The organism is Streptomyces sp. NBC_01363, assembly GCF_026340595.1.
In the GTDB taxonomy this organism is placed as follows: Bacteria; Actinomycetota; Actinomycetes; order Streptomycetales; family Streptomycetaceae; genus Streptomyces.
The window spans coordinates 4264601-4284758 of the sequence record NZ_JAPEPF010000001.1; the positions used below are offsets into that span (position 1 = coordinate 4264601).

The 20158-nt window shown below is 71.3% G+C and carries 20 protein-coding genes; 11 read left to right on the forward strand and 9 right to left on the reverse strand.

Features of this window, described 5'->3' with window-relative positions:
- Positions 1 to 3: 3 nt before the first annotated feature.
- Positions 4 to 213 (reverse strand): DUF1918 domain-containing protein, encoded by a 210-nt coding sequence (locus OG611_RS19625; RefSeq protein ID WP_266421746.1) that lies wholly within the window; start codon positions 211 to 213, stop codon positions 4 to 6.
- 85 nt (positions 214 to 298) lie between these two features.
- Complete coding sequence (locus OG611_RS19630) at positions 299 to 1297, reverse strand: DMT family transporter (protein WP_266421747.1); 999 nt, start codon at positions 1295 to 1297, stop codon at positions 299 to 301.
- Here OG611_RS19630 and OG611_RS19635 point away from each other — a divergent pair.
- Together OG611_RS19635 and OG611_RS19640 are read left to right on the forward strand one after the other, a co-directional pair.
- Positions 1296 to 2765: a PLP-dependent aminotransferase family protein gene (locus OG611_RS19635; protein WP_266421750.1), complete on the forward strand. Its 1470-nt coding sequence runs from the start codon at positions 1296 to 1298 to the stop codon at positions 2763 to 2765. The two genes, OG611_RS19630 and OG611_RS19635, sit on opposite strands and share 2 nt — an antisense overlap.
- Positions 2766 to 2911: 146 nt before the next feature.
- Positions 2912 to 3487, forward strand: a complete 576-nt coding sequence (locus OG611_RS19640; protein ID WP_266421753.1) for a histidine phosphatase family protein — start codon at positions 2912 to 2914, stop codon at positions 3485 to 3487.
- A gap of 325 nt (positions 3488 to 3812) precedes the next feature.
- Here the strand turns inward: OG611_RS19640 and OG611_RS19645 are convergent, their stop codons facing one another.
- From OG611_RS19645 to OG611_RS19660, 4 genes are all read right to left on the reverse strand, one after another.
- Positions 3813 to 4556 carry a Clp protease N-terminal domain-containing protein gene (locus OG611_RS19645; protein WP_266421756.1) on the reverse strand — a complete coding sequence of 248 codons (744 nt, stop codon included), beginning with the start codon at positions 4554 to 4556 and terminating at the stop codon, positions 3813 to 3815.
- 54 nt (positions 4557 to 4610) lie between these two features.
- Positions 4611 to 5114: a hypothetical protein gene (locus tag OG611_RS19650; protein WP_266421759.1), complete on the reverse strand. Its 504-nt coding sequence runs from the start codon at positions 5112 to 5114 to the stop codon at positions 4611 to 4613.
- Between the two features lie 110 nt (positions 5115 to 5224).
- Positions 5225 to 5722, reverse strand: coding sequence for a peptidylprolyl isomerase (locus OG611_RS19655; protein WP_266421761.1), 498 nt, complete (start codon positions 5720 to 5722; stop codon positions 5225 to 5227).
- 253 nt (positions 5723 to 5975) lie between these two features.
- On the reverse strand, positions 5976 to 7160 hold the full coding sequence (locus tag OG611_RS19660; RefSeq protein ID WP_266421764.1) for a serine hydrolase: 1185 nt from the start codon (positions 7158 to 7160) through the stop codon (positions 5976 to 5978).
- Positions 7161 to 7491: 331 nt separating this feature from the next.
- Between OG611_RS19660 and OG611_RS19665 the strand changes: the two genes are divergently transcribed.
- Complete coding sequence (locus OG611_RS19665; protein WP_266421766.1) at positions 7492 to 8805, forward strand: MFS transporter; 1314 nt, start codon at positions 7492 to 7494, stop codon at positions 8803 to 8805.
- Positions 8806 to 8811: 6 nt separating this feature from the next.
- Here the strand turns inward: OG611_RS19665 and OG611_RS19670 are convergent, their stop codons facing one another.
- Positions 8812 to 9414: a TetR/AcrR family transcriptional regulator gene (locus tag OG611_RS19670; protein WP_266421769.1), complete on the reverse strand. Its 603-nt coding sequence runs from the start codon at positions 9412 to 9414 to the stop codon at positions 8812 to 8814.
- A 133-nt stretch (positions 9415 to 9547) separates the two neighbouring features.
- Between OG611_RS19670 and OG611_RS19675 the strand changes: the two genes are divergently transcribed.
- The 8 genes from OG611_RS19675 (at position 9548) to OG611_RS19710 (ending at position 18750) form a co-directional block, all read left to right on the forward strand.
- Entirely contained in the window at positions 9548 to 11146 is a 1599-nt protein-coding gene (locus OG611_RS19675; protein ID WP_266421772.1) for an AMP-binding protein, read from the forward strand.
- 37 nt (positions 11147 to 11183) lie between these two features.
- Positions 11184 to 12380 carry an acyl-CoA dehydrogenase family protein gene (locus tag OG611_RS19680; protein WP_266421773.1) on the forward strand — a complete coding sequence of 399 codons (1197 nt, stop codon included), beginning with the start codon at positions 11184 to 11186 and terminating at the stop codon, positions 12378 to 12380.
- Positions 12381 to 12430: 50 nt separating this feature from the next.
- On the forward strand, positions 12431 to 13573 hold the full coding sequence (locus OG611_RS19685) for a CaiB/BaiF CoA-transferase family protein (RefSeq protein WP_266421775.1): 1143 nt from the start codon (positions 12431 to 12433) through the stop codon (positions 13571 to 13573).
- A 358-nt stretch (positions 13574 to 13931) separates the two neighbouring features.
- A complete protein-coding gene (gene argC, locus OG611_RS19690) occupies positions 13932 to 14960 on the forward strand; it encodes an N-acetyl-gamma-glutamyl-phosphate reductase (RefSeq protein ID WP_266421779.1) in 1029 nt (342 codons plus the stop codon).
- Positions 14957 to 16111 carry a bifunctional glutamate N-acetyltransferase/amino-acid acetyltransferase ArgJ gene (gene argJ / locus OG611_RS19695; protein ID WP_266421781.1) on the forward strand — a complete coding sequence of 385 codons (1155 nt, stop codon included), beginning with the start codon at positions 14957 to 14959 and terminating at the stop codon, positions 16109 to 16111. Before argC ends, argJ begins: the two co-directional genes overlap by 4 nt.
- Entirely contained in the window at positions 16108 to 17010 is a 903-nt protein-coding gene (gene argB / locus OG611_RS19700; RefSeq protein ID WP_266421783.1) for an acetylglutamate kinase, read from the forward strand. Before argJ ends, argB begins: the two co-directional genes overlap by 4 nt.
- The gene (locus OG611_RS19705) at positions 17007 to 18203 is read left to right on the forward strand and encodes an acetylornithine transaminase (RefSeq protein WP_266421785.1); all 1197 of its coding nucleotides are present in this window, start codon (positions 17007 to 17009) and stop codon (positions 18201 to 18203) included. Before argB ends, OG611_RS19705 begins: the two co-directional genes overlap by 4 nt.
- Positions 18204 to 18213: 10 nt before the next feature.
- Positions 18214 to 18750 (forward strand): arginine repressor, encoded by a 537-nt coding sequence (locus tag OG611_RS19710; RefSeq protein WP_072484461.1) that lies wholly within the window; start codon positions 18214 to 18216, stop codon positions 18748 to 18750.
- Between the two features lie 24 nt (positions 18751 to 18774).
- Here the strand turns inward: OG611_RS19710 and OG611_RS19715 are convergent, their stop codons facing one another.
- Together OG611_RS19715 and OG611_RS19720 are read right to left on the reverse strand one after the other, a co-directional pair.
- A complete protein-coding gene (locus OG611_RS19715; protein ID WP_266421788.1) occupies positions 18775 to 19476 on the reverse strand; it encodes a L,D-transpeptidase in 702 nt (233 codons plus the stop codon).
- Positions 19477 to 19531: 55 nt separating this feature from the next.
- Positions 19532 to 20146, reverse strand: a complete 615-nt coding sequence (locus OG611_RS19720; protein ID WP_266421790.1) for a pyridoxamine 5'-phosphate oxidase family protein — start codon at positions 20144 to 20146, stop codon at positions 19532 to 19534.
- Positions 20147 to 20158 lie beyond the last annotated feature (12 nt).

A 20158-nucleotide genomic window follows, 5' to 3' on the forward strand; every position in this document is an offset into this window, starting at 1 on the left:
CCGCTACGGAGTCGGGGGCTGTTTCCGGATGCAGGTGTGCTCTACGACGCTGTCGGGACCGGGTGCAATCAGGTGTTCGTGTCCGTCGTCGGAGCGCACGCGGTACGGGGGAGCGCCCCCGGCCCCGAGCACTTCGACGATCTCTGCGACCTTGTCGTGCTGGCCCACGGTCCTGCCGTGCGTCACCAGCCGGTCGCCCGTGTGTGCCTCCATCGGGACTGACCTCCTCACGGATGGCGGTCCATGTCGACAAGTCTATGACCGAAAGGCGACTTCGCCCGGTGGAGCGGGCAGGTCCTCACCGCGGACGCCGGGCACGCCCCGCCCGCTGGGTGGCCGCGATGCAGACGAGCACCGCGAGCGCCGCCACCGGCGCCGCGGCCGAGACCGTCTCGCCGAGCAGGAAGAACGACCAGACCAGGGTCAGCAACGGCTGCGCGAGCTGGAGCTGGCTGGCCCGCGGCACCCCGATCTCCGCCATCCCGCGGTACCAGACGTACAGGCCGAGGAAGGTCGAGCCGGCCGCCACCCAGACCAGACCGATCACCCCGTGCGCGGTCAGCCGCACCGGCTCAGCCGGCAACGCGACCGCCGCTCCCGCCACCGCGAGCGGCAGACAGAGCACCAGCGCCCAGCCGACCACCTGCCAGCCCGGCATGACCCGGGCCAGCCTGCCGCCCTCCGTGTACCCCGCCGCGCACACCAGCAGCGCGCCGAACAGGTACAGATCGCCGCCGGACAGCTCACCCCCGCTCTGCTGCACGGTGAACACGATCACCACGGCGGCACCGGCCAGTGCCGCGACCCAGAAGGCGCGGGGCGGTCGCGCTCCCGTACGCAGCGAGGAGAACACCGCGGTGGTCAGCGGCAGCAGCCCCACGACCACGGCCGCGTGCGAGGTCGTCGAGGTCTGCAGCGCCAGCGTGGTCAGCAGCGGGAAGCCGATCACCACACCCGCGGCGACGACGACGAGCCCGGCCCGGTGCCGTCGGTGCGGCAGCGCGACGCGTCCCAGCAGCAGCGCACTGCCCGCGATCACCGCGGCGAGCAGGGTGCGCAGCGCCACCAGCGACCAGGGGCCGAAGCTCTCCAGGCCCCAGGCCGTCGAAGGAAAGGTCAGCGAGAAGGCGAGGACACCGAGCCCGGCGAGAACGGCGCCGCCGCGGTTCCCCTCACGGCCGGTGACGCGGCCCGTCCCGCTCCCGGTCGCACTGCCGGCCCCGCGGTCGGGATCGATGCCGACGGAGGATCCGACCGCTATCGTACTGTTGTTGGTAGCGCTATCATTGGCTCTCATGCAAGAGCGTAGCAGTGTCGCTGACCTCGTCAGATCGCTCCGGAGCGAGGTGAACCGCTACTCGCCCGGTGGAAAGCTGCCGTCGAGTCGAGCTCTCGTGGAGCGCTTCCGGGTCAGCCCCGTCACCGTCTCCCGGGCCATCGCCCAGCTCGTCGCCGAGGGGCTGGTGGTCACCAGGCCCGGCTCCGGCGCCTTCCGGGCGCAGCCCCGCACCGATGTGCCCCCGCCGGGCGACACCTCCTGGCAGGAGGTCTCCCTGAGCGGCGACGGCGGCCCCGAGGTGGTGCCGCGCACCGTCGACGCCTCCGGGGTCCTGGTCACGCTCGCCGCGCCGCCGCCCGGTGTCATCGAGCTGAACGGCGGCTACCTCCACCCCTCGCTCCAGCCGGAGCGGGCACTCGCCGCCGCCCTCGCGCGGGCCGGCCGCCGCCCCGGCGCCTGGGGTCGGCCACCCACCGACGGCCTGACCGAACTGCGGTCCTGGTTCGCCCGGGAGATCGGGCCCGCGTTCACCGCCGCCGACGTGCTGATCACCGCGGGTGGCCAGAGCGCCCTGGCCGCCGCACTGCGTGCCCTCGCCCCGCCCGGTGCCCCGCTGCTGGTCGAGTCACCCACCTACCCCGGCATGCTGGCGGTCGCCCGCGCCGCCGGACTGAGGCCCGTGCCGGTGCCCATGGATGCCGACGGCGTACGGCCGGAACTGCTCGACGCGGCGTTCCGCGCGACCGGTGCCCGCGTCTTCGTCTGCCAGCCGCTCTTCCAGAACCCGACCGGCGCTGTCCTCGCCCCCGAACGGCGCGCCGAGGTCGTCCGGATCGCCCGTGCGGCGGGCGCCTTCGTCGTCGAGGACGACTTTGCGCGCCGGCTGGTCCACGACGACGCCGGGCCGCTGCCGGCACCCCTGGCCGCCGACGACCCGGACGGAGTGGTCGTCCACGTCTGCTCCCTCACCAAGATCGCCTCGCCGAGCCTGCGGGTGGGGGCGCTCGCCGCCCGCGGGCCGGTACTGGGCCGGCTGCGGGCCATCCAGGTCGTCGACAGCTTCTTCGTCCCCCGGCCGCTCCAGGAGGCCGCGCTCGAACTCGTGGGATCCCCGGCCTGGGGCCGCCATCTGCGGTCGGTGTCGACCGGGCTGAGGAACCGCCGCACCGCCATGACGACGGCCCTCAGCCTGGAACTGCCCGCCCTCACGGTCCCGCACATCCCCGCCGGCGGCGGCAGTCTGTGGTTGCGTCTGCCCGAGGCGGAGGCCGGTACGGACGAGTCCGCGGTGGTCTCGGCGGCCCTGCGCGCGGGTGTCGCCGTCGCACCCGGCCGCCCGTACTTCTGCGCGGAACCTCCGGCCCCGCACATCCGGTTGAGCTACTCCGCGGTCGCCGGGCCGGCCGAGATCGCCGAGGGGATCCGTCGGCTGCGCACCGCCTGCGACGAAGTCCTGACCGGTTCCGGGGGCGGCCTCCGGCCCTGACCCGGGCTGCCCGCACGGTCCCTGAGAAGGCCGTTTCAAGCCAATCGGGGGCAGGTGCCGCGGGATCCGCCCCGGGCCGGGACGGGACGGAAGGAGTCGTGAAGGCCCTCTTGACCGGAAGGGTGTTCGGATCCACGATCACCGCCATGACTTCCAGAGTCTTGTTGGTCGCAGCGGCACGCAGCTCCGCCGTGCTCGCCGAGCGCTTCGACGACGACCGGCCGCTGGACCACAGCGGTCTGTACGAAGTCCGGCTCGCCGCGCCCGCCCTCATACCTCTGGGCGCCGCCGAGCTGCGCTACTGCTCGCCGACCCCGCGCAGCCGCGCGACCGGCGACGCGCTCGGCTTCGCCCCGCTCGTCCAACCCGCCCTGCGCGACTGCGACATGGGCCGCTGGCGCGGCTGGACCCTCGCCGATGTCACAGCATGCGAGCCCGCGGCGGTCGACGCCTGGCTCGCGGACCCGCGCTCCGCCCCGCACGGCGGTGAACCGCTGCTCGCGTTCATCTCGCGGATAGGGGACTGGCTGGACACCCGCCCCGCATGCGAGGGCGCCATCGTCGCCGTCGCCGAGCCGGCGGTCGTCCGGGCCGCGCTCGTCTACGCGCTCAAGGCCCCGCCGTCGACGTACTGGAGCGTGGACGTCGGGCCGCTTTCCACGGTCACGCTCACCGGTGTGCCGGGCCGCTGGAGTCTCAGGCTCGAAGCGGGAGTCCGCTGAAGTTCCTGGAGAACTTCCCGGCGAATTTCCGGAAGTACGGGGAACCGGGCGCGGCGGTCGCCGTACCTGTCGGCGGTTCCGTGGTCTGCCTTTGGGCGGTCGGCCGGACGGCGCCCCCGTCCGGTCCCGGGAGCGGACGGCCCTGGTCAGCGTCCGGTGAGCGAACAACGACGACCGCTCGACGCAGCCCGCCCTCGCTGGCCGGGGGGCTTGCCGGCCTCTCCGCCCCGGTCGCCGCGCACTGGCCGGAATTCGCCGCGGCGGGCCGGGCACCGGCGTACGACGACCGGGTCCGCCGGGGTCTCCGGCGGACCCGGCGGCTCGGTCAGCCGTCCTCCTGCGAGCCGGTGAGGAGGGTGAGGGCCTCGGCGATGCCCGCCTCGGCGGTCGCCTTGTCGATGCCGAGATCCGTCAGCACACCCGTACCGTCCTCCTGCTCCAGCAGCGCGAGCAGGATGTGCTCGGTTCCGACGTAGTTGTGGCCCATCCGAAGGGCCTCCCGGAACGTCAGCTCCAGCGCCTTGCGGGCCCCGGCGTCGTACGGGACGATCTCCGGCAGCTCGCCGGTCACGGCCGGTGGCAGCGCCTCGGTCGCGGCCCGGCGGACGTCCTCCAGCGTGATGCCCTGGGCCTTGACGAACGCCGCGGCCAGCCCTTCCGGCTCGCTGAGCAGCCCCAGCACCAGGTGCGCGGTGCCCACCTCGTCGTTGTGTGCCGTGCGGGCCTCGTTCTGCGAGGCCATCACGACGTTCCTGGCCCGCGGGGTGAAGCGGCTGAACCCCTGGCTGGGGTCGAGATCCGACACCTCGCCGGGATCCTTGGCCACGAACCGCTTCTGGGCCGCCTGCCTGGTCACCCCCATGCTCTTGCCGATCTCGGTCCAGGAGGCGCCCGAGCGCCGGGCCTGGTCCACGAAGTGGCCGATCAGATGGTCGGCGATGTCACCGAGGTGGTCCGCGGCGATCACCGCGTCGGACAGTTGGTCGAGGGCGTCGGTGTGCACCTTCTTGATGGCCTCGATCAGGTCGTCGAGGCGTACGGGATGTGTCGGGCGTACGGGATTCACCATGTGTCAACCATAGGTTGACAGTCCCGAGGTGTCAACCATTGGTTGACAGTGGGGTCAGTGGCGCGAGGCATTGCAGAAGACGCATGCCTCCCAGTACGCCGGCGCGCACAGCACGCGGTGCCGTACGCACGAGGCCATGGCGGCCTCCTCCGGACCGGGGAAGGGGAAAATGCCGCGCTGCAGCTCGGTGCCGGCGGGGTCGAACGCCTCGACCATCTCCCGGTACTGCCGCAGATATCCCTCGGCGAACGGTGGTTCGTAGCCCAGCTCGTCCCACCGGTGCCTGCGCAGGGCCAGATCGAGCACCCGCAGCACGAAGCCCTTCGCCGCGGCCTGCTCGCCCGGGGAGCTGCCCCAGTCGACTTCCTCCAGGTCGAATCCGACCACCCCGCGCCCCACGGCGCCCTGGTCCTGCAAGGTCAGCAGGGTGGCGAAGCGGTACTCCCAGACGCTCTCGGCGAGACCGGACACGGCCAGCATGAGCACATCGACGAAGACGTCCGTGCCCCCGTTGGACATGGAGAGACTGCGGCCCCCGCCGTGGAAGAAGTTTCCCATCCCGGCACCGTATCGGCGGAGCGGGGGCTGGTCGGCCGCCGGTACGACGGAGCGCGCCGCCCGGCGGGACTGCCGGGCGGCGCGCTCGTTCCAGAAATTGCGTGTGCGGGTCAGACGGTGCCGCTGTCCGCGATGGTGATCTTCGCCTGCGGGCGGCCGCTCTGGGAGCCGAGGGACTCGATCTTCTTGACCAGCTTCATGCTGTCCTCGTCGTCGACCTCGCCGAAGACCACGTGCTTGCCGTCCAGCCACGACGTCACGATCGTCGTGATGAAGAACTGCGAGCCGTTGGAGTGGGGGCCGCTGTTGGCCATGGACAGCTGGCCGGGCTTGGTGTGCGCGAGCTTGAAGTTCTCGTCCGGGAACTTGGCGCCGTAGATGCTCTGGCCGCCCGTGCCGTCGCCCCGGGTGAAGTCGCCGCCCTGCAGCATGAAGTCGGGGATGATCCGGTGGAAGGACGACCCCTTGTAACCGAAGCCCTTCTCGCCCGTCGCCAGCTGGCGGAAGTTCTCCGCCGTCTTGGGGACGATGTCGTCGAACAGCTTGAACGTGATCCGCCCGGCGGGCTCGTCGTTGATGGTGATGTCGAAGTAAACCTTGCTCGTCATGGAACCATCCTGACATCGACTCGTTCGGCACCGACGGGCGGGCACGGGTGACACGCGCGCTCGGGCGGCGTCCGCCCGCTCGCGTGCGCTCCCGCACGCGTGCGACGACCCGTTCCCGTCCGGGCTTCCTGGCCGGCGGAGCCAGGCCTCCGCCGCGATCACCGGGTTCCGGAACGGCGTGATCACCGGGCTCCGGAACGGCCGGCCCCTGCCGCGGCGCCGGGCCCGTGGCGCCGGGCCCGTGGCGCCGGGGTCAGCTCGTGCGCTGGAGGTGGGCGCCGATCTGCAGGAACGCCGGGACGAGCGGGGCCGCGGGGGCGACCGGGGACATCACCTGGGATCCGTAATGGACGATGACGGTTTCCAACTGAGGTGAGATGAAGAGGCGTTGGCCGTGAATGCCGCTGGCCATGAAGGAGCCGTAGGGGTCGTTCAGGATCCACCAGAAGTCGTGGTACGAGAGGGCGGCGGGGGCGCTGGGCGGCGCGGCGGGGAAGCGGACGCGCTTGGGGTAGCCCTCCGGCGCTTCGGTGATGGCGGCGGTCACGGCGTTCGGAATGATCTGCCGGTCCGCGACGGCACCGCCGCAGCGGATCATCTCGCCGAGCCGGGCCACGTCGCGGGCGGTGGCGCTGAATCCGCCGCAGGCGGCTTCGGCGCCCTCGCTGTCCAGGACGTAGTAGGCGTCCTCGTCGGCGCCGAGCCGGGACCAGATCATGTCGCTCAGCAGGGCCGAGGTGGTGGTGCCGGTGACGCGGCGGAGGATTTCGGCGAGCGCTTCGACGTTGCCGTTCTCGTAGCGGAACTCGGTCCCCGGTGCGGCGGTCGCGCGTGCGGTGGTGAGGTGTTCGCGGATGCTGGTGGGGCCGCTGTAGCCGTAGGGGCGCAGGGGTGGTGCGACGACCGCGAAGTAGCGCTGGGCCTCGACGGGCTTGTCGAAGGGGCGCCCCGCGTAGGAGACATGGGTTCCCATGTGCAGCAGGTGGTCGACGGTGCTGTCCCCGAAGGCGGTGCCGGCGAGTTCGGGGATGTACGTGGAGGCTGTCGCGTCACGGTCGAGGGTTCCCCGGTGGGCCAGGGTGGCCGCCAGGAGACCTACGTACGACTTGGCCGCCGAGGCGTTGAAGTGGGCATCGTGGGGCCGCAGCCCGTGCGGGTAGTTCTCGTGGACGACGGTGCCGCGGTGCATCACCAGGAGGGCGTCGGTCTCGGCGGCCGCGAAGAGGTCCTGGAGGGTCAGGGTGCGGCCGTCGGGCGCGGTGATCGTGAGCTGTTCGATGTCGGCGGTGCCGGTCGGCAGGCTGCGGGCGGGGTCCGGTCCGCGCCACACCCGCCGGCTGGGCAGCAGTTCCCGGCCCGACGTGGTGTAGCGGCGCACCCATGCCGGGTCGGTATAGCCGCGGGACCAGTGGAGATTCGCCAGCGGTGCCTCGGTCATGCACGCTCCTCGAAATTGAGTGACGTTCCGATCGCTACCATACACACCGTCTAATTTCATGACTGTCGTGTTCTGGTTCGTCACCTTCTCCAGCGATCGACTCGTGGTGCATCACCTCGCTTGCCATAGAAGCATTGACCGGAAGTGGCCAGCGCGTTACGTTGCCGAATCAACAGCCCATTACTGGACGCTGTGTTCAATCGCTTTGCCGTCGCACCCCGACAGGGCGTGCCGGGACGGGAGCGGCGCCGCCACCCGCGTCGGCTCGATGCCGCGCCTCCCGTCGCAGAGCGTTCGCACCCTGCTTCTCCCGAACCGCAGGAGTCTCCCTATGTCCTCGCAGCCATCACCGCCGCCGGCTCTCGACGCGCCCGGCAACCTCGCGGCGCCGGCGTTCGACCGGCGCCGCGCCTGGCTCGTCACCGCTCTGATCGTCACGTTCATGATCGTCAATTTCGCGGACAAGTCGGTGCTCGGACTGGCGGCCGACCCGATCATGGACGAGCTGGACATCAGTCACAGCACCTACGGCCTGATCTCCAGCTCCTACTCGATCCTGTTCAGCGTCTCCGGGCTGGTCGTCGGCTTCTTCGCCGCACGCATCTCCAGCCGTGTCCTGCTGTTCGTGATGTGCGTGGTGTGGGGCCTGGCCCAGCTGCCCGTCCTGATCGTCTCGGCCGTGCCGGCGCTCGTCGTCGGCCGGGTGCTGCTCGGTGCGGCGGAGGGACCGGCCACGCCGATGTCGATGCACGCCCTGTACAAGTGGTTTCCGGTGGGCCGACGCGGCCTGCCCTCGGCCCTGCAGATCAGTGGTGCCGCGCTCGGCACCCTCATAGCGGCGCCCGTGGTGACCTGGCTGATCACCTGGTTCGGGTGGCGTTCGGCCTTCGCCGCGCTGGCCGTGACGAGCCTGGTGTGGAGCGCGGTGTGGTGGTTCGTCGGGCGCGACGGGCCCTATGACCGGCCTTCCGCGCGCGTACCGGCCGGGACCGGCGGGCCCGCGCGCGTCCCGTATCGCCGCCTACTGCTCTCCGGCACGGTGATCGGGAGCGTGGCCAGCGCCTTCGGGGCGTCGTGGGCGATGGCCCTCAGCCAGGCGTGGCTGCCGTCGTACCTCAGGAACGAGCTCACCATGGGCCCGGGGACGGCGGCGGCGGTGCTCAGCGCCGTGTCCGCCTTCAGTTTCGTACTGCTGCTGGCGCTGTCACCGATGGTCGACCGGCTGACCCGGCGCGGCGTGTCGCTGCGCCTTTCCAGCGGTGTACCGCAGGGCCTGGCGGTGGCGTGTGCGGGGGCGGCGATGGCGGCGCTCCCCTTCGTCGGCCCGCTGCCGGTGCGGCTCGTCCTGATCGCGGTCGCCTTCGCGGTGCACTCCATCGCCTTCCCACTGCACTACATGACGGCCGCGGCGGTCGTGCCCGCCTCCCAGCGCGGCGCGCTCTTCGGGATCGTGGCCGCGACGGGGACGCTTCCGGGGCTGCTGGCCCCCTCCCTGACCGGCCGCCTGCTGGACACGGCGCCCTCGGCGAGCGCGGGCTACGCGCAGTCGTTCGCGCTGGCCGCGGGCGTCATGATCACCTGCGGTGCGGTGGCCGTCTGCTGTATCCGCCCGGCCCGGGACGCCGCGCGACTCGGCGCGTCCTAGGGTCGGTCAGTCCCGGTCCGGTGCGGTGAAGCCGCTGGCCCAGTACCGGCCGTGCAGGGCCAGGTCCAGGAGCATGCGGACGGCCTCTTCGGCGGGCATCGGCGGGGTGTCCTGCTCGGCCCACCAGCGCAGTACGGCGATCTGTTCGCCCACCCAGACGCGGGCCAGCAGGTCGGCGTCGATGCGCGGCTGGACGCTGTTGCGTTCGGCGCGGGCCTTGAACTCCTGCGCCGTCGCGGCGGCGCAGGAGTCCACGAACATCTGCAGGGGCTTGCCGTCCCCCTCGCCGCGCAGGACGACCCGGTACACGTCCCGTTCGTCGCTCACGTGCCGCAACATCTCCAGCAGCGGTTTGCCGGTGAACCCGACGGCGCTGCCGGACACCGCCGGCTCCAGGCGCTGCGTGAGCTGCTCCAGCAGGTCGGTGGTCACGCGCGCGAACAGGTCGTCCTTGCCCTTGAAGTGCGCGTAGAACGTGGCGCGCGCGACATCGGCCCGCTCGGTGATGTCTTCGACGGTGAGCGCGCTGAAGCCGCGCTCCAGCACCAGCTCCACCAGTGCGCCGCCCAGCGCCCTGCGGGTGCGTCTGGTGCGCCTGTCCTCGGCCATGCGGCCCCCTTCGCCCTGTTGTGGTTCGCGCACAGTCTAGATGGCTCTTGACAGCCCACAAGATACAAAACATTCTGTCCGTAAACGTTCTTGCTGTATTCAATTGGTCAGACTGCAAGGCTGGAGATCGTTGATGAACCTCGGCACCTACCTCACCCGCAGCGCCCGCTACTGGCCCCACGCGACCGCTCTGGTCTGCGGCGAGCGTTCCTGGACGTACGCGGAGCTGGACGGCGCGACCGACCGGCTCGCCTCGGCCCTGATCTCCCGCGGGCTGCGCCCCGGTGACGCGGTCGCCTCCCTGGCCTGGAACCGCGGGGAGCTGGTAGAGGTCGAATTCGCCCTCTACAAGGCCGGACTGGTACGCGCACCGATCAACGCCCGTCTGGGGCGCGGCGAGATCGAGCACATCCTGCGCTACGCGCCGGTGCGCGCCCTCCTGTTCGACGCGGCGCACCGCGAGGACGCGCTGGCCGCCGTCGAGGCGTCGGGCACCGGCTGTCTTCCCGTGCTCCTCGATGACGAGCCGGCCGCCGCGTCGGGCGCGACACCGGATGCCGCCGCGGTCCTCGGCTACCGGACCCTGCTCGGCGAGACGGGAGCGGAGACGGGAGCCGGCCCGGTCGCCACCGACGTGGACGAGGACGCTCCGTGCGTCCTGAACTTCACCTCCGGATCCACCGGAGCGCTCAAGGCCGCCGTCCAGACCTTCGGCAACCGCCTCGCGAACATGCGCAAACTGCTGATGAGCGACGAGTCCCGGCCCCGGCCGGGCACCCGCTACCTCGCCTGCGGCCCCATCACCCACGCCACCGGCATGACCCTGCTGGCCAATGTGTTCGCCGGGGCGACCACCCATGTGCTGCCGGCCTGGAGCGCCGAGGCGTTCGTGGAGACGGTGGAGAGGGAACGCATCACCGCGACGTTCCTCGTCCCCGCCATGGTCAACATGGTGCTGGCCCACCCGGACGCGACCGGGCGGGACCTGTCCAGCCTGACCGGCGTGCGCGTGGGAGGCGCGCCCATATCGCCCCAACGCCTGCGGGACGCCGTACGGTTCTTCGGCCCGGTCGTGGCGCAGGGCTACGGCCTGGGCGAGACGACCAGCGTGGTGGCGGGCCTGAGCAGCCAGGAGATCGCCCACGCCGTCGCGGACGACCCCGAGCTGCTCCAGTCCTGCGGACGGGCGATGTACGACACCGAGATCCGGATCGTCGACGAGGCCGGCCGGCCGCTGCCGCCCCGCGAGGTCGGTGAGCTCATCGTCCGCGGCCCCGACTGCGTACGCGAGTACTGGCAGGAGCCCGAACTGTCGGCGCAGACGTTCCGCGACGGCTGGGTCCACACCGGCGACCTCGCCTGGATGCGCGAGGACGGCTACCTGTTCCTCGTCGACCGCAAGAAAGACATGATCATCTCCGGTGGGTTCAACATCTACTCCACCGAGGTCGAGGCCGCCCTCTACGAACACCCCGGTGTCCAGGAGGTCTGCGTCATCGGCGTGCCCGACGAGACGTGGGGCGAAGCGGTCAAGGCCGTCATCGTGCCCCGCCCCGGCCACGCGCCGAGCGCCGACGAGATCACCGCGTTCTGCGCCGAGCGCCTCGACCGTTTCAAGAAGCCCAAGAGCATCGACTTCGTCGGAGAGCTGCCCCACAACCGGAACGGAAAGCTCGACCGCAAGGCCGTGCGCGAACCGTTCTGGGCCGGCGCCGACCGCCGCGTGAACTGACCCCGCCCCCTCCGCCGACCGCAAGGACCACCACGACATGACCTTCTCCCTGCGCCCCAGCTACGACGACCCCCAGGTCTCCGGCCTCGTCGACCGGCTCCGCACCTACCTCGACGGCGAACTCGCCGACTACGAACGCGACCGCGGCATCACCCACGAGAGCCGCCTCGCCCGCTCCGACCTCGAACCCGTCTGGCAGCGCAGCCGCGAACTCGGCTTCTACGGCATCCAGCTGCCCGAGCAGTACGGCGGTCAGAACCTCTCCTACACCGCCCTGGCCGCCCTGAAGGAGGAAGTCGGCGCCTGCGGACGCGTGCTGGGACACAGCGTGCTCGGCGACATGGGCGGCCCGCTCCGTGCCGGTGACATCCTCGACCACGCCACCGAGTACCAGCTGGACACGTACCTGCTGCCCCTGGTGCGCGGCGAGCGCGCCTGCTGCTTCTCGCTGACCGAGACCGATGCCGGCTCCGACGTCCGGTCCATGCGCACCACCGCCGTCCGCGACGGCGACGGCTACCGTCTGAGCGGCCACAAGGTCTTCAGCTCCGCGGGCCCCTTCGCCGACTTCGCCATCGTCGTGGCCCGGATGGCGGGGACCGGCGAACAGGAGGGCGAGAAGCCGACCTTCTCCGCCTTCCTCGTCGACCTCGACAGTCCCGGCTGCCGGGTGGCCGAGGGCGCCACGCCCATGTCCGGCGAGCACATCGAGAGCGACATCGTGCTGGACGACTGCCACGTCCCCGCCCAGAACCTCCTCGGCGAGGAGGGAAAGGGCATGCGGATCGCGCTCGGCCGCGTCACCACCAACCGGCTCCTGCACTGCCCCACCGTCATCGGCGCCACCCGCCGCGCCCTCGGCCTCACTCTGGAGCGCACCCGCACCCGAAAGGTCGCCGGTGGACAGCCCCTGCTGGCCCTGCAGTCCATCCAGCACAAGGTCGCCGACATGGCCACCGATCTCTACGCGGCCCGCTCGATGACCTACGCCGCGCTCGCCGCCCTCGACCAGGGCAAGGACGTACGCACCGAGGCGTTCATGAGCAAGCTGTTCGTCGCCGAGTCCGCCTTCCGCATCCTCGACCAGGCCGTCCAGATCCACGGCAAGGAAGGTCTCACCCAGGGCAACGAGATCGAGTTCCTGTTCCGCAAGATCCGCATGTTCCGCATCCTGACCGGCACCTCCGAGATCCAGCGCAACGGCATCGCGCACGGCCTCGCCTTCATGGCCTGACCGGTCTCCCGCCGCACGTCGCCCCTCACTCCGCAAGACAGGTGCACCCGATGACAACCCCCGCCCACTCCGCAGCCCCCGCCTGGTCGTCGCTGACGGGCAAACGCATCCTCGACCTCTCCCGCCTCCTGCCCGGCCCGTACGCCACGTCCCTGCTCGCCGACCTCGGCGCCGACGTCATCAAGGTCGAATCCCCGGACCCCGGCGACCCCCTGCGAATCGCCCCCGACCTGTTCGAGGCACTCAACCGCAACAAGCGGTCGATCACCGTCGACCTGCGCGACGAGGATGGTCGGAGCACCTTCCTGGACCTGGTCCGCACCGCCGACGCCGTAGTGGAGAGCTTCCGCCCCGGCGTTCTCGACGGGATGGGCCTGGGCTACGCCACGCTCCACGAGGCCAATCAGCGCCTGGTGCTGTGCTCGCTCAGCGGCTACGGGCAGAGCGGACCGTACGCACAGAAGCCCGGCCACGAGCTCAACTTCCTCGGCCTGTCCGGCTTCTTCGCCGTCCCCGGACGGCTCGACGGCGAGATCACCCGCCCCGGCGTCCGCATCGGCGACATGGCCGGAGCCATGCACGCGGCCCTCGCCCTGACCGCCGCCCTCGGCGCCGAGACCGAGGGCCAGCACATCGACGTATCCCTCAGCGAGTCCATCACCGCCTGGTGCTCCCTCTTCGCGCTGCCGCTGCGCGATGTCCCCGACCCCCTCGAAGCGGGTCTGGTCCAGGGCGACAACGACACCTTCACCACCGCCGACGGACGCCGGCTCTCCCTCGCCACGTTCGAGGACAAGTTCTGGTGCCGCTTCCGCACCGGACTGGCGGGCGACTTCCCGGCGCTGGACACCCCCGCCTACGACCGGCGCGCCGCCCGCACCGCCGCCCGGCAGGTGGTGAGCGATCTGCTGCGGGGAGTCTTCCGGGCCCGCGACTACGCCTGGTGGCAGGAGCGCCTGGACGGCCTCGACGCCCCCTGGGCCCCCGTCCTCACCACCCCCGGCGAACTCCTGGCCGACCCACACACGACGGCCCGGCAGCTGTTCAGCACCCCCGCCGACCCCGCCGCCTGCCCGCAGGCCCGCTTCCCCGTGACTTTCGGAGCGGGTCTGGACACCTTCCGCGACCCGGCCCCCGCCCTGGGCCAGCACACCCGGGAACTTCTGGGTGCGGAACGGCCGTTCCCCGCCTGACCGGGTGCCACGGGCCGGGCGGCCCAGCGATAGGCCCGGCCTCGTACATGCTCGTACATAGAGGAAGACGAGGGTGATCGTGGTGACGGCGGTGGCGCCTGAAGATCGGGACACGGGACGGCAGTTGATGTCCGAGCCCCCGGCCGCGGAGCACCGTTCGCCGGCCCGGCCACGGCGGACGCGAATCGTGCTCCGTCGTGAAGGCGTGCTCCGGGCATGATTCCCGGTGGAGCTCAAGGCCTGCCCCGGCAGAGGGCGGCCATGCGGGTCACCCCGGCATGCCGACCACCGAACCGCCCCCAGCTTTGCATAAAAGTGCATAGCTGCGTATAGTCATGCCATCGACGAGGAGGTTTCGATGGTGGTACGCGCAGCAGTGGCAGGGGCGAGTGGATACGCCGGCGGGGAGCTGCTCCGTCTCCTGCTGGTCCACCCCCAGGTCGAGATCGGGGCGCTCACGGCCAACTCCAACGCCGGGCAGAAGCTCGGCGCGCTGCAGCCGCACCTGCGGCCGCTCGCCGACCGGGTGCTCCAGCCGACCACCGCCGAGGTCCTCGCCGGGCACGACGTCGTCTTCCTCGCCCTCCCGCACGGACAGTCCGCCGCCGTGGCCGAGCAGCTCGGTGACGAGGTGCTGATCGTCGACATGGGAGCCGACTTCCGGCTCAAGGACGCCGGGGACTGGGAGAAGTTCTACGGTTCGCCGCACGCCGGCACCTGGCCCTACGGTCTGCCCGAACTGCCGGGCGGACGTTCGGCGCTGGCCGGCTCCAAGCGTATCGCGGTGCCCGGCTGCTACCCGACCGCCGTCTCCCTCGCGCTCTTCCCGGCGTACGCGGCCCAGCTGGCCGAGCCCGAGGCCGTGATCGTCGCCGCGTCCGGCACCTCCGGGGCGGGCAAGGCGGCCAAGCCGCATCTGCTCGGCTCCGAGGTGATGGGCAACATGTCCCCGTACGGCGTCGGCGGCGCCCACCGGCACACCCCCGAGATGATCCAGAACCTCAGCGCGGCGGCCGGTGAACCGGTCACGGTGTCCTTCACGCCGACCCTGGCACCGATGCCCCGCGGCATCCTCGCCACCTGCAGTGCGAAGGCGAAGCCCGGGGTGAGCGCCGCGTCCGTCCGTGACGTGTACGAGAAGGCGTTCGCCGACGAACCCTTCGTCGACCTGCTCCCCGAGGGGCAGTGGCCCGCCACGGCGTCCGTCTACGGTTCCAACGCCGTACAGATCCAGGTCGCCCACGACGAGGCGGCGGGCCGGATCATCGTGATCAGCGCCATCGACAACCTCGCCAAGGGCACCGCCGGCGGCGCCCTGCAGAGCATGAACATCGCCCTCGGACTTCCCGAGGACACAGGTCTTTCCACGATCGGAGTCGCACCGTGAGCGTCACGGCAGCACAGGGGTTCTCCGCGGCGGGCATCGCCGCGGGAATCAAGGAGAGCGGTAACCCGGACCTGGCCCTCGTGGTCAACCACGGTCCGCGTCGCGCCGCCGCGGGCGTCTTCACCTCCAACCGCGTCAAGGCCGCCCCCGTCCTCTGGTCGGAGCAGGTGCTGAAGGGCGGCGAGGTCACCGCCGTCGTGCTCAACTCCGGCGGTGCCAACGCCTGCACCGGGCCGAAGGGCTTCCAGGACACCCACGCCACCGCCGAGAAGGCCGCCGAGGTGCTCACCGGCCACAACGCGGGTGAGATCGCGGTCGCGTCGACCGGGCTGATCGGCACACTGCTCCCGATGGACAAGCTGCTGCCCGGCATCGAGCAGGCCGCCGCCGCCCTCAGCGAGCACGGCGGCGAGAAGGCCGCCATCGCGATCAAGACCACCGACACCGTCCACAAGACCGCCGTCGCGGGCGGCGAGGGCTGGACCGTCGGCGGCATGGCCAAGGGCGCGGGCATGCTCGCCCCGGGCCTCGCCACCATGCTGGTCGTCCTCACCACCGACGCCGACGTCGACGCCGCAGGACTCGACTCCGCGCTGCGCGCCGCCACCCGCACCACCTTCGACCGGGTCGACTCCGACGGCTGCATGTCGACCAACGACACCGTGCTGCTGCTGGCCTCCGGGGCGAGCGGAATCGCGCCGGAGCAGGCGGAGTTCGCCGAGGCCGTGCGGACCGTCTGCGCCGACCTCGCCCGGCAGCTCATCGGCGACGCCGAGGGCGCCTCCAAGGACATCCGGATCGAGGTCGTCAACGCCGCGACCGAGGACGACGCCGTCGAGGTGGGCCGCTCCATCGCCCGCAACAACCTCCTCAAGTGCGCCATCCACGGCGAGGACCCCAACTGGGGCCGGGTCCTCTCCGCGATCGGCACGACGAAGGCCGCCTTCGAGCCCGACCAGCTGAACGTCGCCATCAACGACGTCTGGGTCTGCAAGAACGGCGGCGTCGGCGAGGACCGCGACCTGGTCGACATGCGCTACCGGGAAGTCAAGATCACCGCCGACCTCGCCGCCGGCACCGAGTCCGCCGTCATCTGGGCCAACGACCTCACCGCGGACTACGTCCACGAGAACAGCGCGTACAGCTCATGAGCGCGGCGCGGAAGCACACCGCACTTCCGAAGGCGCAGATCCTCATCGAGGCGCTCCCCTGGCTGACCCGGCACAACGGCAAGACCGTCGTCATCAAGTTCGGCGGCAACGCCATGATCGACGACGAGCTGAAGGCGGCCTTCGCCCAGGACGTGGTCTTCCTGCGCCAGGCCGGCCTCAAGCCCGTCGTCGTGCACGGCGGCGGCCCGCAGATCAGCGCCCAGCTCGACAAGCAGGGCCTGGTCAGCGAGTTCAAGGCAGGTCTGCGCGTCACCACGCCCGAGGCGATGGACGTCGTACGGATGGTGCTCGCCGGACAGGTCCAGCGGGAACTTGTCGGTCTGCTCAACCAGCACGGACCGCTCGCCGTCGGCATGACCGGCGAGGACGCCCACACGATCACCGCCACCCAGCACCGGCCGACCATCGACGGCGAACTCGTCGACATCGGCCGGGTCGGCGAGATCACCGCCATCGACACCGGGGCGGTCCAGGCGCTGCTGGACGACGGCCGGATCCCGGTCATCTCCTCCATCGCACGCTCCGCCGACGACAACCACGTCTACAACGTCAACGCCGACACCGCGGCCGCGGCGCTCGCCGCCGCGCTGAACGCCGAGACGCTGATGGTCCTCACCGATGTCGAGGGCCTCTACGAGGACTGGCCCAACAGCGACGACGTGATCAGCCGTCTCACCGCGGCGGAGCTGGAGAAGCTGCTGCCGGAACTCTCCAGCGGCATGGTGCCGAAGATGCAGGGCTGCCTGCACGCCGTGCGCAACGGCGTCGAGACCGCCCGCGTGATCGACGGCCGGGTCCAGCACTCGATCCTGCTGGAGATCTTCACCGACGAAGGAATCGGCACGATGGTCGTGCCCGACGCGCAGGGGGAGTCATGAGCAACCAGGAGCTCGCACAGCGCTGGAGCCACGCGCTGATGGACAACTACGGGACCCCGCAGCTGTCCCTGGTCCGCGGCGAGGGCGCCCATGTGTGGGACGCCGACGGCACCGAGTACCTCGACTTCGTCGGCGGGATCGCGGTGAACGCGCTGGGGCACGCCCACCCCGCCGTCGTCGAGGCCGTCTCCACCCAGATCGCCTCCCTCGGCCATGTCTCCAACCTCTTCATCGCCGAACCGCCCGTCGCCCTCGCCGAACGGCTGCTCCAGCTCTTCGGCCGGACCGGACGCGTCTACTTCGCCAACTCGGGCGCCGAGGCCAACGAGGCCGCCTTCAAGATCGGCCGGCTGACCGGGCGGACCCACATGGTCGCCACCGATGGCGGCTTCCACGGCCGGACCATGGGCGCGCTCGCACTCACCGGCCAGCCCAAGAAGCGCGAGCCGTTCCTTCCGCTGCCCGGCGACGTCACGCACGTCCCGTACGGCGACGCGGACGCCCTGCGGGCCGCCGTCACCACCGACACCGCGCTGGTGATCATCGAGCCCGTCCAGGGCGAGAACGGTGTGGTCGTACCGCCCGCCGGATACCTGGAGGCCGCCCGGGAGATCACCCGGGCCACCGGCACCCTGCTCGTCCTCGACGAGGTGCAGACCGGCATCGGCCGCTGCGGCCAGTGGTTCGAGCACCAGGCCCACCAGGGCATCGAGCCCGATGTCGTCACCCTCGCCAAGGGCCTCGGCGGCGGACTGCCGATCGGCGCGACCGTGGCCTTCGGCCCGGCGGCCGAGCTGCTGCATCCTGGCCAGCACGGCACGACGTTCGGCGGCAACCCGATCGCCTGCGCCGCCGGTCTCGCCGTCCTGGACACCCTGGCCGCCGACGGCGTCCTGGACCGGGTCAAGCGGCTCGGCGAGAAGATCCGGGACGGCGTGGAGGGCCTCGGTCACCCGCTGGTCTCCCATGTCCGCGGCTCCGGACTGCTGCTGGGTATCGTGCTCACCGAGCCCCTCGCGCCTCAGGTGCAACAGGCGGCTCAGGGAGCCGGAATCCTGGTGAACGCACCCGCCCCCGATGTCCTGCGGCTCATGCCGCCGCTGATCATCGGCGACGCGGAAGTGGACGCGTTGCTCCGGGCACTGCCCGGCGCTCTCGACGCGGCACAAGGGGACGGACGATCCGGAGAATGAGGCGACGACGATGACCGAGGCGCAGGAAACCGAGTACGGCGGGCCGTCCGTGCCGCAGACCCGCACCGCACGCCACCGCCGGATCGTGGACATCCTGAACCGGCAGCCGGTGCGCTCGCAGAGCCAGTTGGCGAAGCTCCTCGCCGACGACGGGCTGAGCGTCACCCAGGCGACGCTCTCCCGCGATCTGGACGAGCTGGGCGCGGTGAAGATTCGCAACACCGGCGGCGAGCTGATCTACGCGGTGCCGAGCGAGGGCGGATTCCGCACCCCGCAGGCACCCTTGGGCGGGTCGGCGAAGGAGGAGCGGATGCGGCGGCTCTCCGCCGAACTGCTCATCTCCGCGGAGGCATCGGCCAACCTCGTGGTGCTGCGCACTCCTCCGGGCGCGGCCCAGTTCCTCGCCTCGGCCATCGACCAGGCCGAACTGCACGACATCCTCGGCACCATCGCGGGCGACGACACCCTGATGCTGATCAGCCGTGACCCGGCGGGCGGTCAGGCGCTCGCCGACCATCTGCTGCGACTGGCCCAGAACGAGCGCTGAGCGGACCGGTGTTGCCGGGTCCCGTCAGTAGCGCGTGATCGCGGTCGGGCCCGACCGGGTCCCGATCGCGATGTGCGGACGACGGGCCGGGTCCACCCAGTCGAGGATCCGGTCCATCGCGGCCGCCGGTACGGAGACACAACCGGCGGTCGCGCCACGCCCGTTGACGTGGAGGAAGATCCCGGCGCCGCGAACCCGTACCGGCCGTGCGTAGTTGAACCCGATGACGAGCGCGCGGGCATACTGGGTCGGATACGCGATCAGGTGCTCCGCCTCGCCCGCCCGGCAGTCCTTGGGCCGCGGTTCCACCCAGCGGTTGTAGGCCCGCGCCGCGGTGTCCTGACACCACCACGACCGGTTGCCGACCCGGCGGTACGGATGGACGGTGCCGGCCGGTGCGGGCTCGATCCCGAAGGCGTACGGCAGGTCGTACAGGCCGGTGGGTGTGGTGTTCGTGCCCTGCTTGCGCGTCGCCCCCTCGGCCAGCCCTTTCGTGCCGAAGCGGGCCGGTGCGGACCCGCCCTTCACCCAGGTGCCCCGGCGCAGATTCCACCAGGTGACGGTGCCCGTGGTGGAGCCCCTGGCCGGGGCCTCGGCCGTGATCAGCTGGCTGCCGCCGCCGGTGTCGGCCATCCGATGCGGCAGCGGCGGCGCGGCGGCGGGCCGGGCCGCGACCGAGCCCGCCAGCGCGAGCAGTACCGAAAAGGTCACCAGGGATCTGCGCATGTCCGGACGGTAGACCCGCCGGCCGGGCGCCACCCGCGGTTCTGCTCCGTACGGCTCAATACCGGTCCGCCGAGTCGCCGTCCGGCCGGGGCATCGCCGGCAGCGGGAGCGGCAGCCCCGGAAGCCCGTCGATACTCGTCGCGATGTGCTCCTTCTTCTCGAAGTAGGCACTGAGCGAGGTGTCGTCCTCGCGGGCGAAGCGCCGGGCGTGCAGCGACCGGTCCTCGTCGTACGACATGAACGGCACCCCGTAGCCGCAGGTGTCCCGGATCAGCTCGGCCCGCACCACGACGACGGCGCGCAGCCCGTGGAGGTCGGGGTCCACGTCCGGGAAGTGGGCGAGCAGCGCGCCGAACCGCGGATCGTCACGGAAGACCGGCTCACCGCGGCCGTGCACCCGCACGATGTTCGGCGGCCCCTGGAAGGCGCACCACATCAGCGTGATCCGGCCGTTCTCGCGGAGGTGGGCGACGGTCTCGGCATTGCTGCCGGCGAAGTCCAGGTAGGCCACGGTCAGCTCGTCGATGACGGCGAACGAACCGCTGACGCCCTTGGGAGAGAGGTTGACCGTGCCCTCGCCGGCCAGGGGCGCCGTCGCAGTGAAGAAGATGTGCTGCTCTTCGATGAAGGTCCTGATCCGTCCTTCGATGCGTTCATATGTTTTCCCCATGACGATCATTGT

What these genes read in the sequence shown, in the direction of transcription:
- OG611_RS19625 (WP_266421746.1), bottom strand. Translation starts at nt 213, where the DNA reads ATGGAGGCACACACGGGCGACCGGCTGGTGACGCACGGCAGGACCGTG.
- OG611_RS19635 (WP_266421750.1), top strand. Translation starts at nt 1,296, where the DNA reads ATGCAAGAGCGTAGCAGTGTCGCTGACCTCGTCAGATCGCTCCGGAGC.
- OG611_RS19630 (WP_266421747.1), bottom strand. Translation starts at nt 1,297, where the DNA reads ATGAGAGCCAATGATAGCGCTACCAACAACAGTACGATAGCGGTCGGA.
- OG611_RS19640 (WP_266421753.1), top strand. Translation starts at nt 2,912, where the DNA reads ATGACTTCCAGAGTCTTGTTGGTCGCAGCGGCACGCAGCTCCGCCGTG.
- OG611_RS19645 (WP_266421756.1), bottom strand. Translation starts at nt 4,556, where the DNA reads ATGGTGAATCCCGTACGCCCGACACATCCCGTACGCCTCGACGACCTG.
- OG611_RS19650 (WP_266421759.1), bottom strand. Translation starts at nt 5,114, where the DNA reads ATGGGAAACTTCTTCCACGGCGGGGGCCGCAGTCTCTCCATGTCCAAC.
- OG611_RS19655 (WP_266421761.1), bottom strand. Translation starts at nt 5,722, where the DNA reads ATGACGAGCAAGGTTTACTTCGACATCACCATCAACGACGAGCCCGCC.
- OG611_RS19660 (WP_266421764.1), bottom strand. Translation starts at nt 7,160, where the DNA reads ATGACCGAGGCACCGCTGGCGAATCTCCACTGGTCCCGCGGCTATACC.
- OG611_RS19665 (WP_266421766.1), top strand. Translation starts at nt 7,492, where the DNA reads ATGTCCTCGCAGCCATCACCGCCGCCGGCTCTCGACGCGCCCGGCAAC.
- OG611_RS19670 (WP_266421769.1), bottom strand. Translation starts at nt 9,414, where the DNA reads ATGGCCGAGGACAGGCGCACCAGACGCACCCGCAGGGCGCTGGGCGGC.
- OG611_RS19675 (WP_266421772.1), top strand. Translation starts at nt 9,548, where the DNA reads ATGAACCTCGGCACCTACCTCACCCGCAGCGCCCGCTACTGGCCCCAC.
- OG611_RS19680 (WP_266421773.1), top strand. Translation starts at nt 11,184, where the DNA reads ATGACCTTCTCCCTGCGCCCCAGCTACGACGACCCCCAGGTCTCCGGC.
- OG611_RS19685 (WP_266421775.1), top strand. Translation starts at nt 12,431, where the DNA reads ATGACAACCCCCGCCCACTCCGCAGCCCCCGCCTGGTCGTCGCTGACG.
- argC (WP_266421779.1), top strand. Translation starts at nt 13,932, where the DNA reads ATGGTGGTACGCGCAGCAGTGGCAGGGGCGAGTGGATACGCCGGCGGG.
- argB (WP_266421783.1), top strand. Translation starts at nt 16,108, where the DNA reads ATGAGCGCGGCGCGGAAGCACACCGCACTTCCGAAGGCGCAGATCCTC.
- OG611_RS19705 (WP_266421785.1), top strand. Translation starts at nt 17,007, where the DNA reads ATGAGCAACCAGGAGCTCGCACAGCGCTGGAGCCACGCGCTGATGGAC.
- OG611_RS19710 (WP_072484461.1), top strand. Translation starts at nt 18,214, where the DNA reads ATGACCGAGGCGCAGGAAACCGAGTACGGCGGGCCGTCCGTGCCGCAG.
- OG611_RS19715 (WP_266421788.1), bottom strand. Translation starts at nt 19,476, where the DNA reads ATGCGCAGATCCCTGGTGACCTTTTCGGTACTGCTCGCGCTGGCGGGC.
- OG611_RS19720 (WP_266421790.1), bottom strand. Translation starts at nt 20,146, where the DNA reads ATGGGGAAAACATATGAACGCATCGAAGGACGGATCAGGACCTTCATC.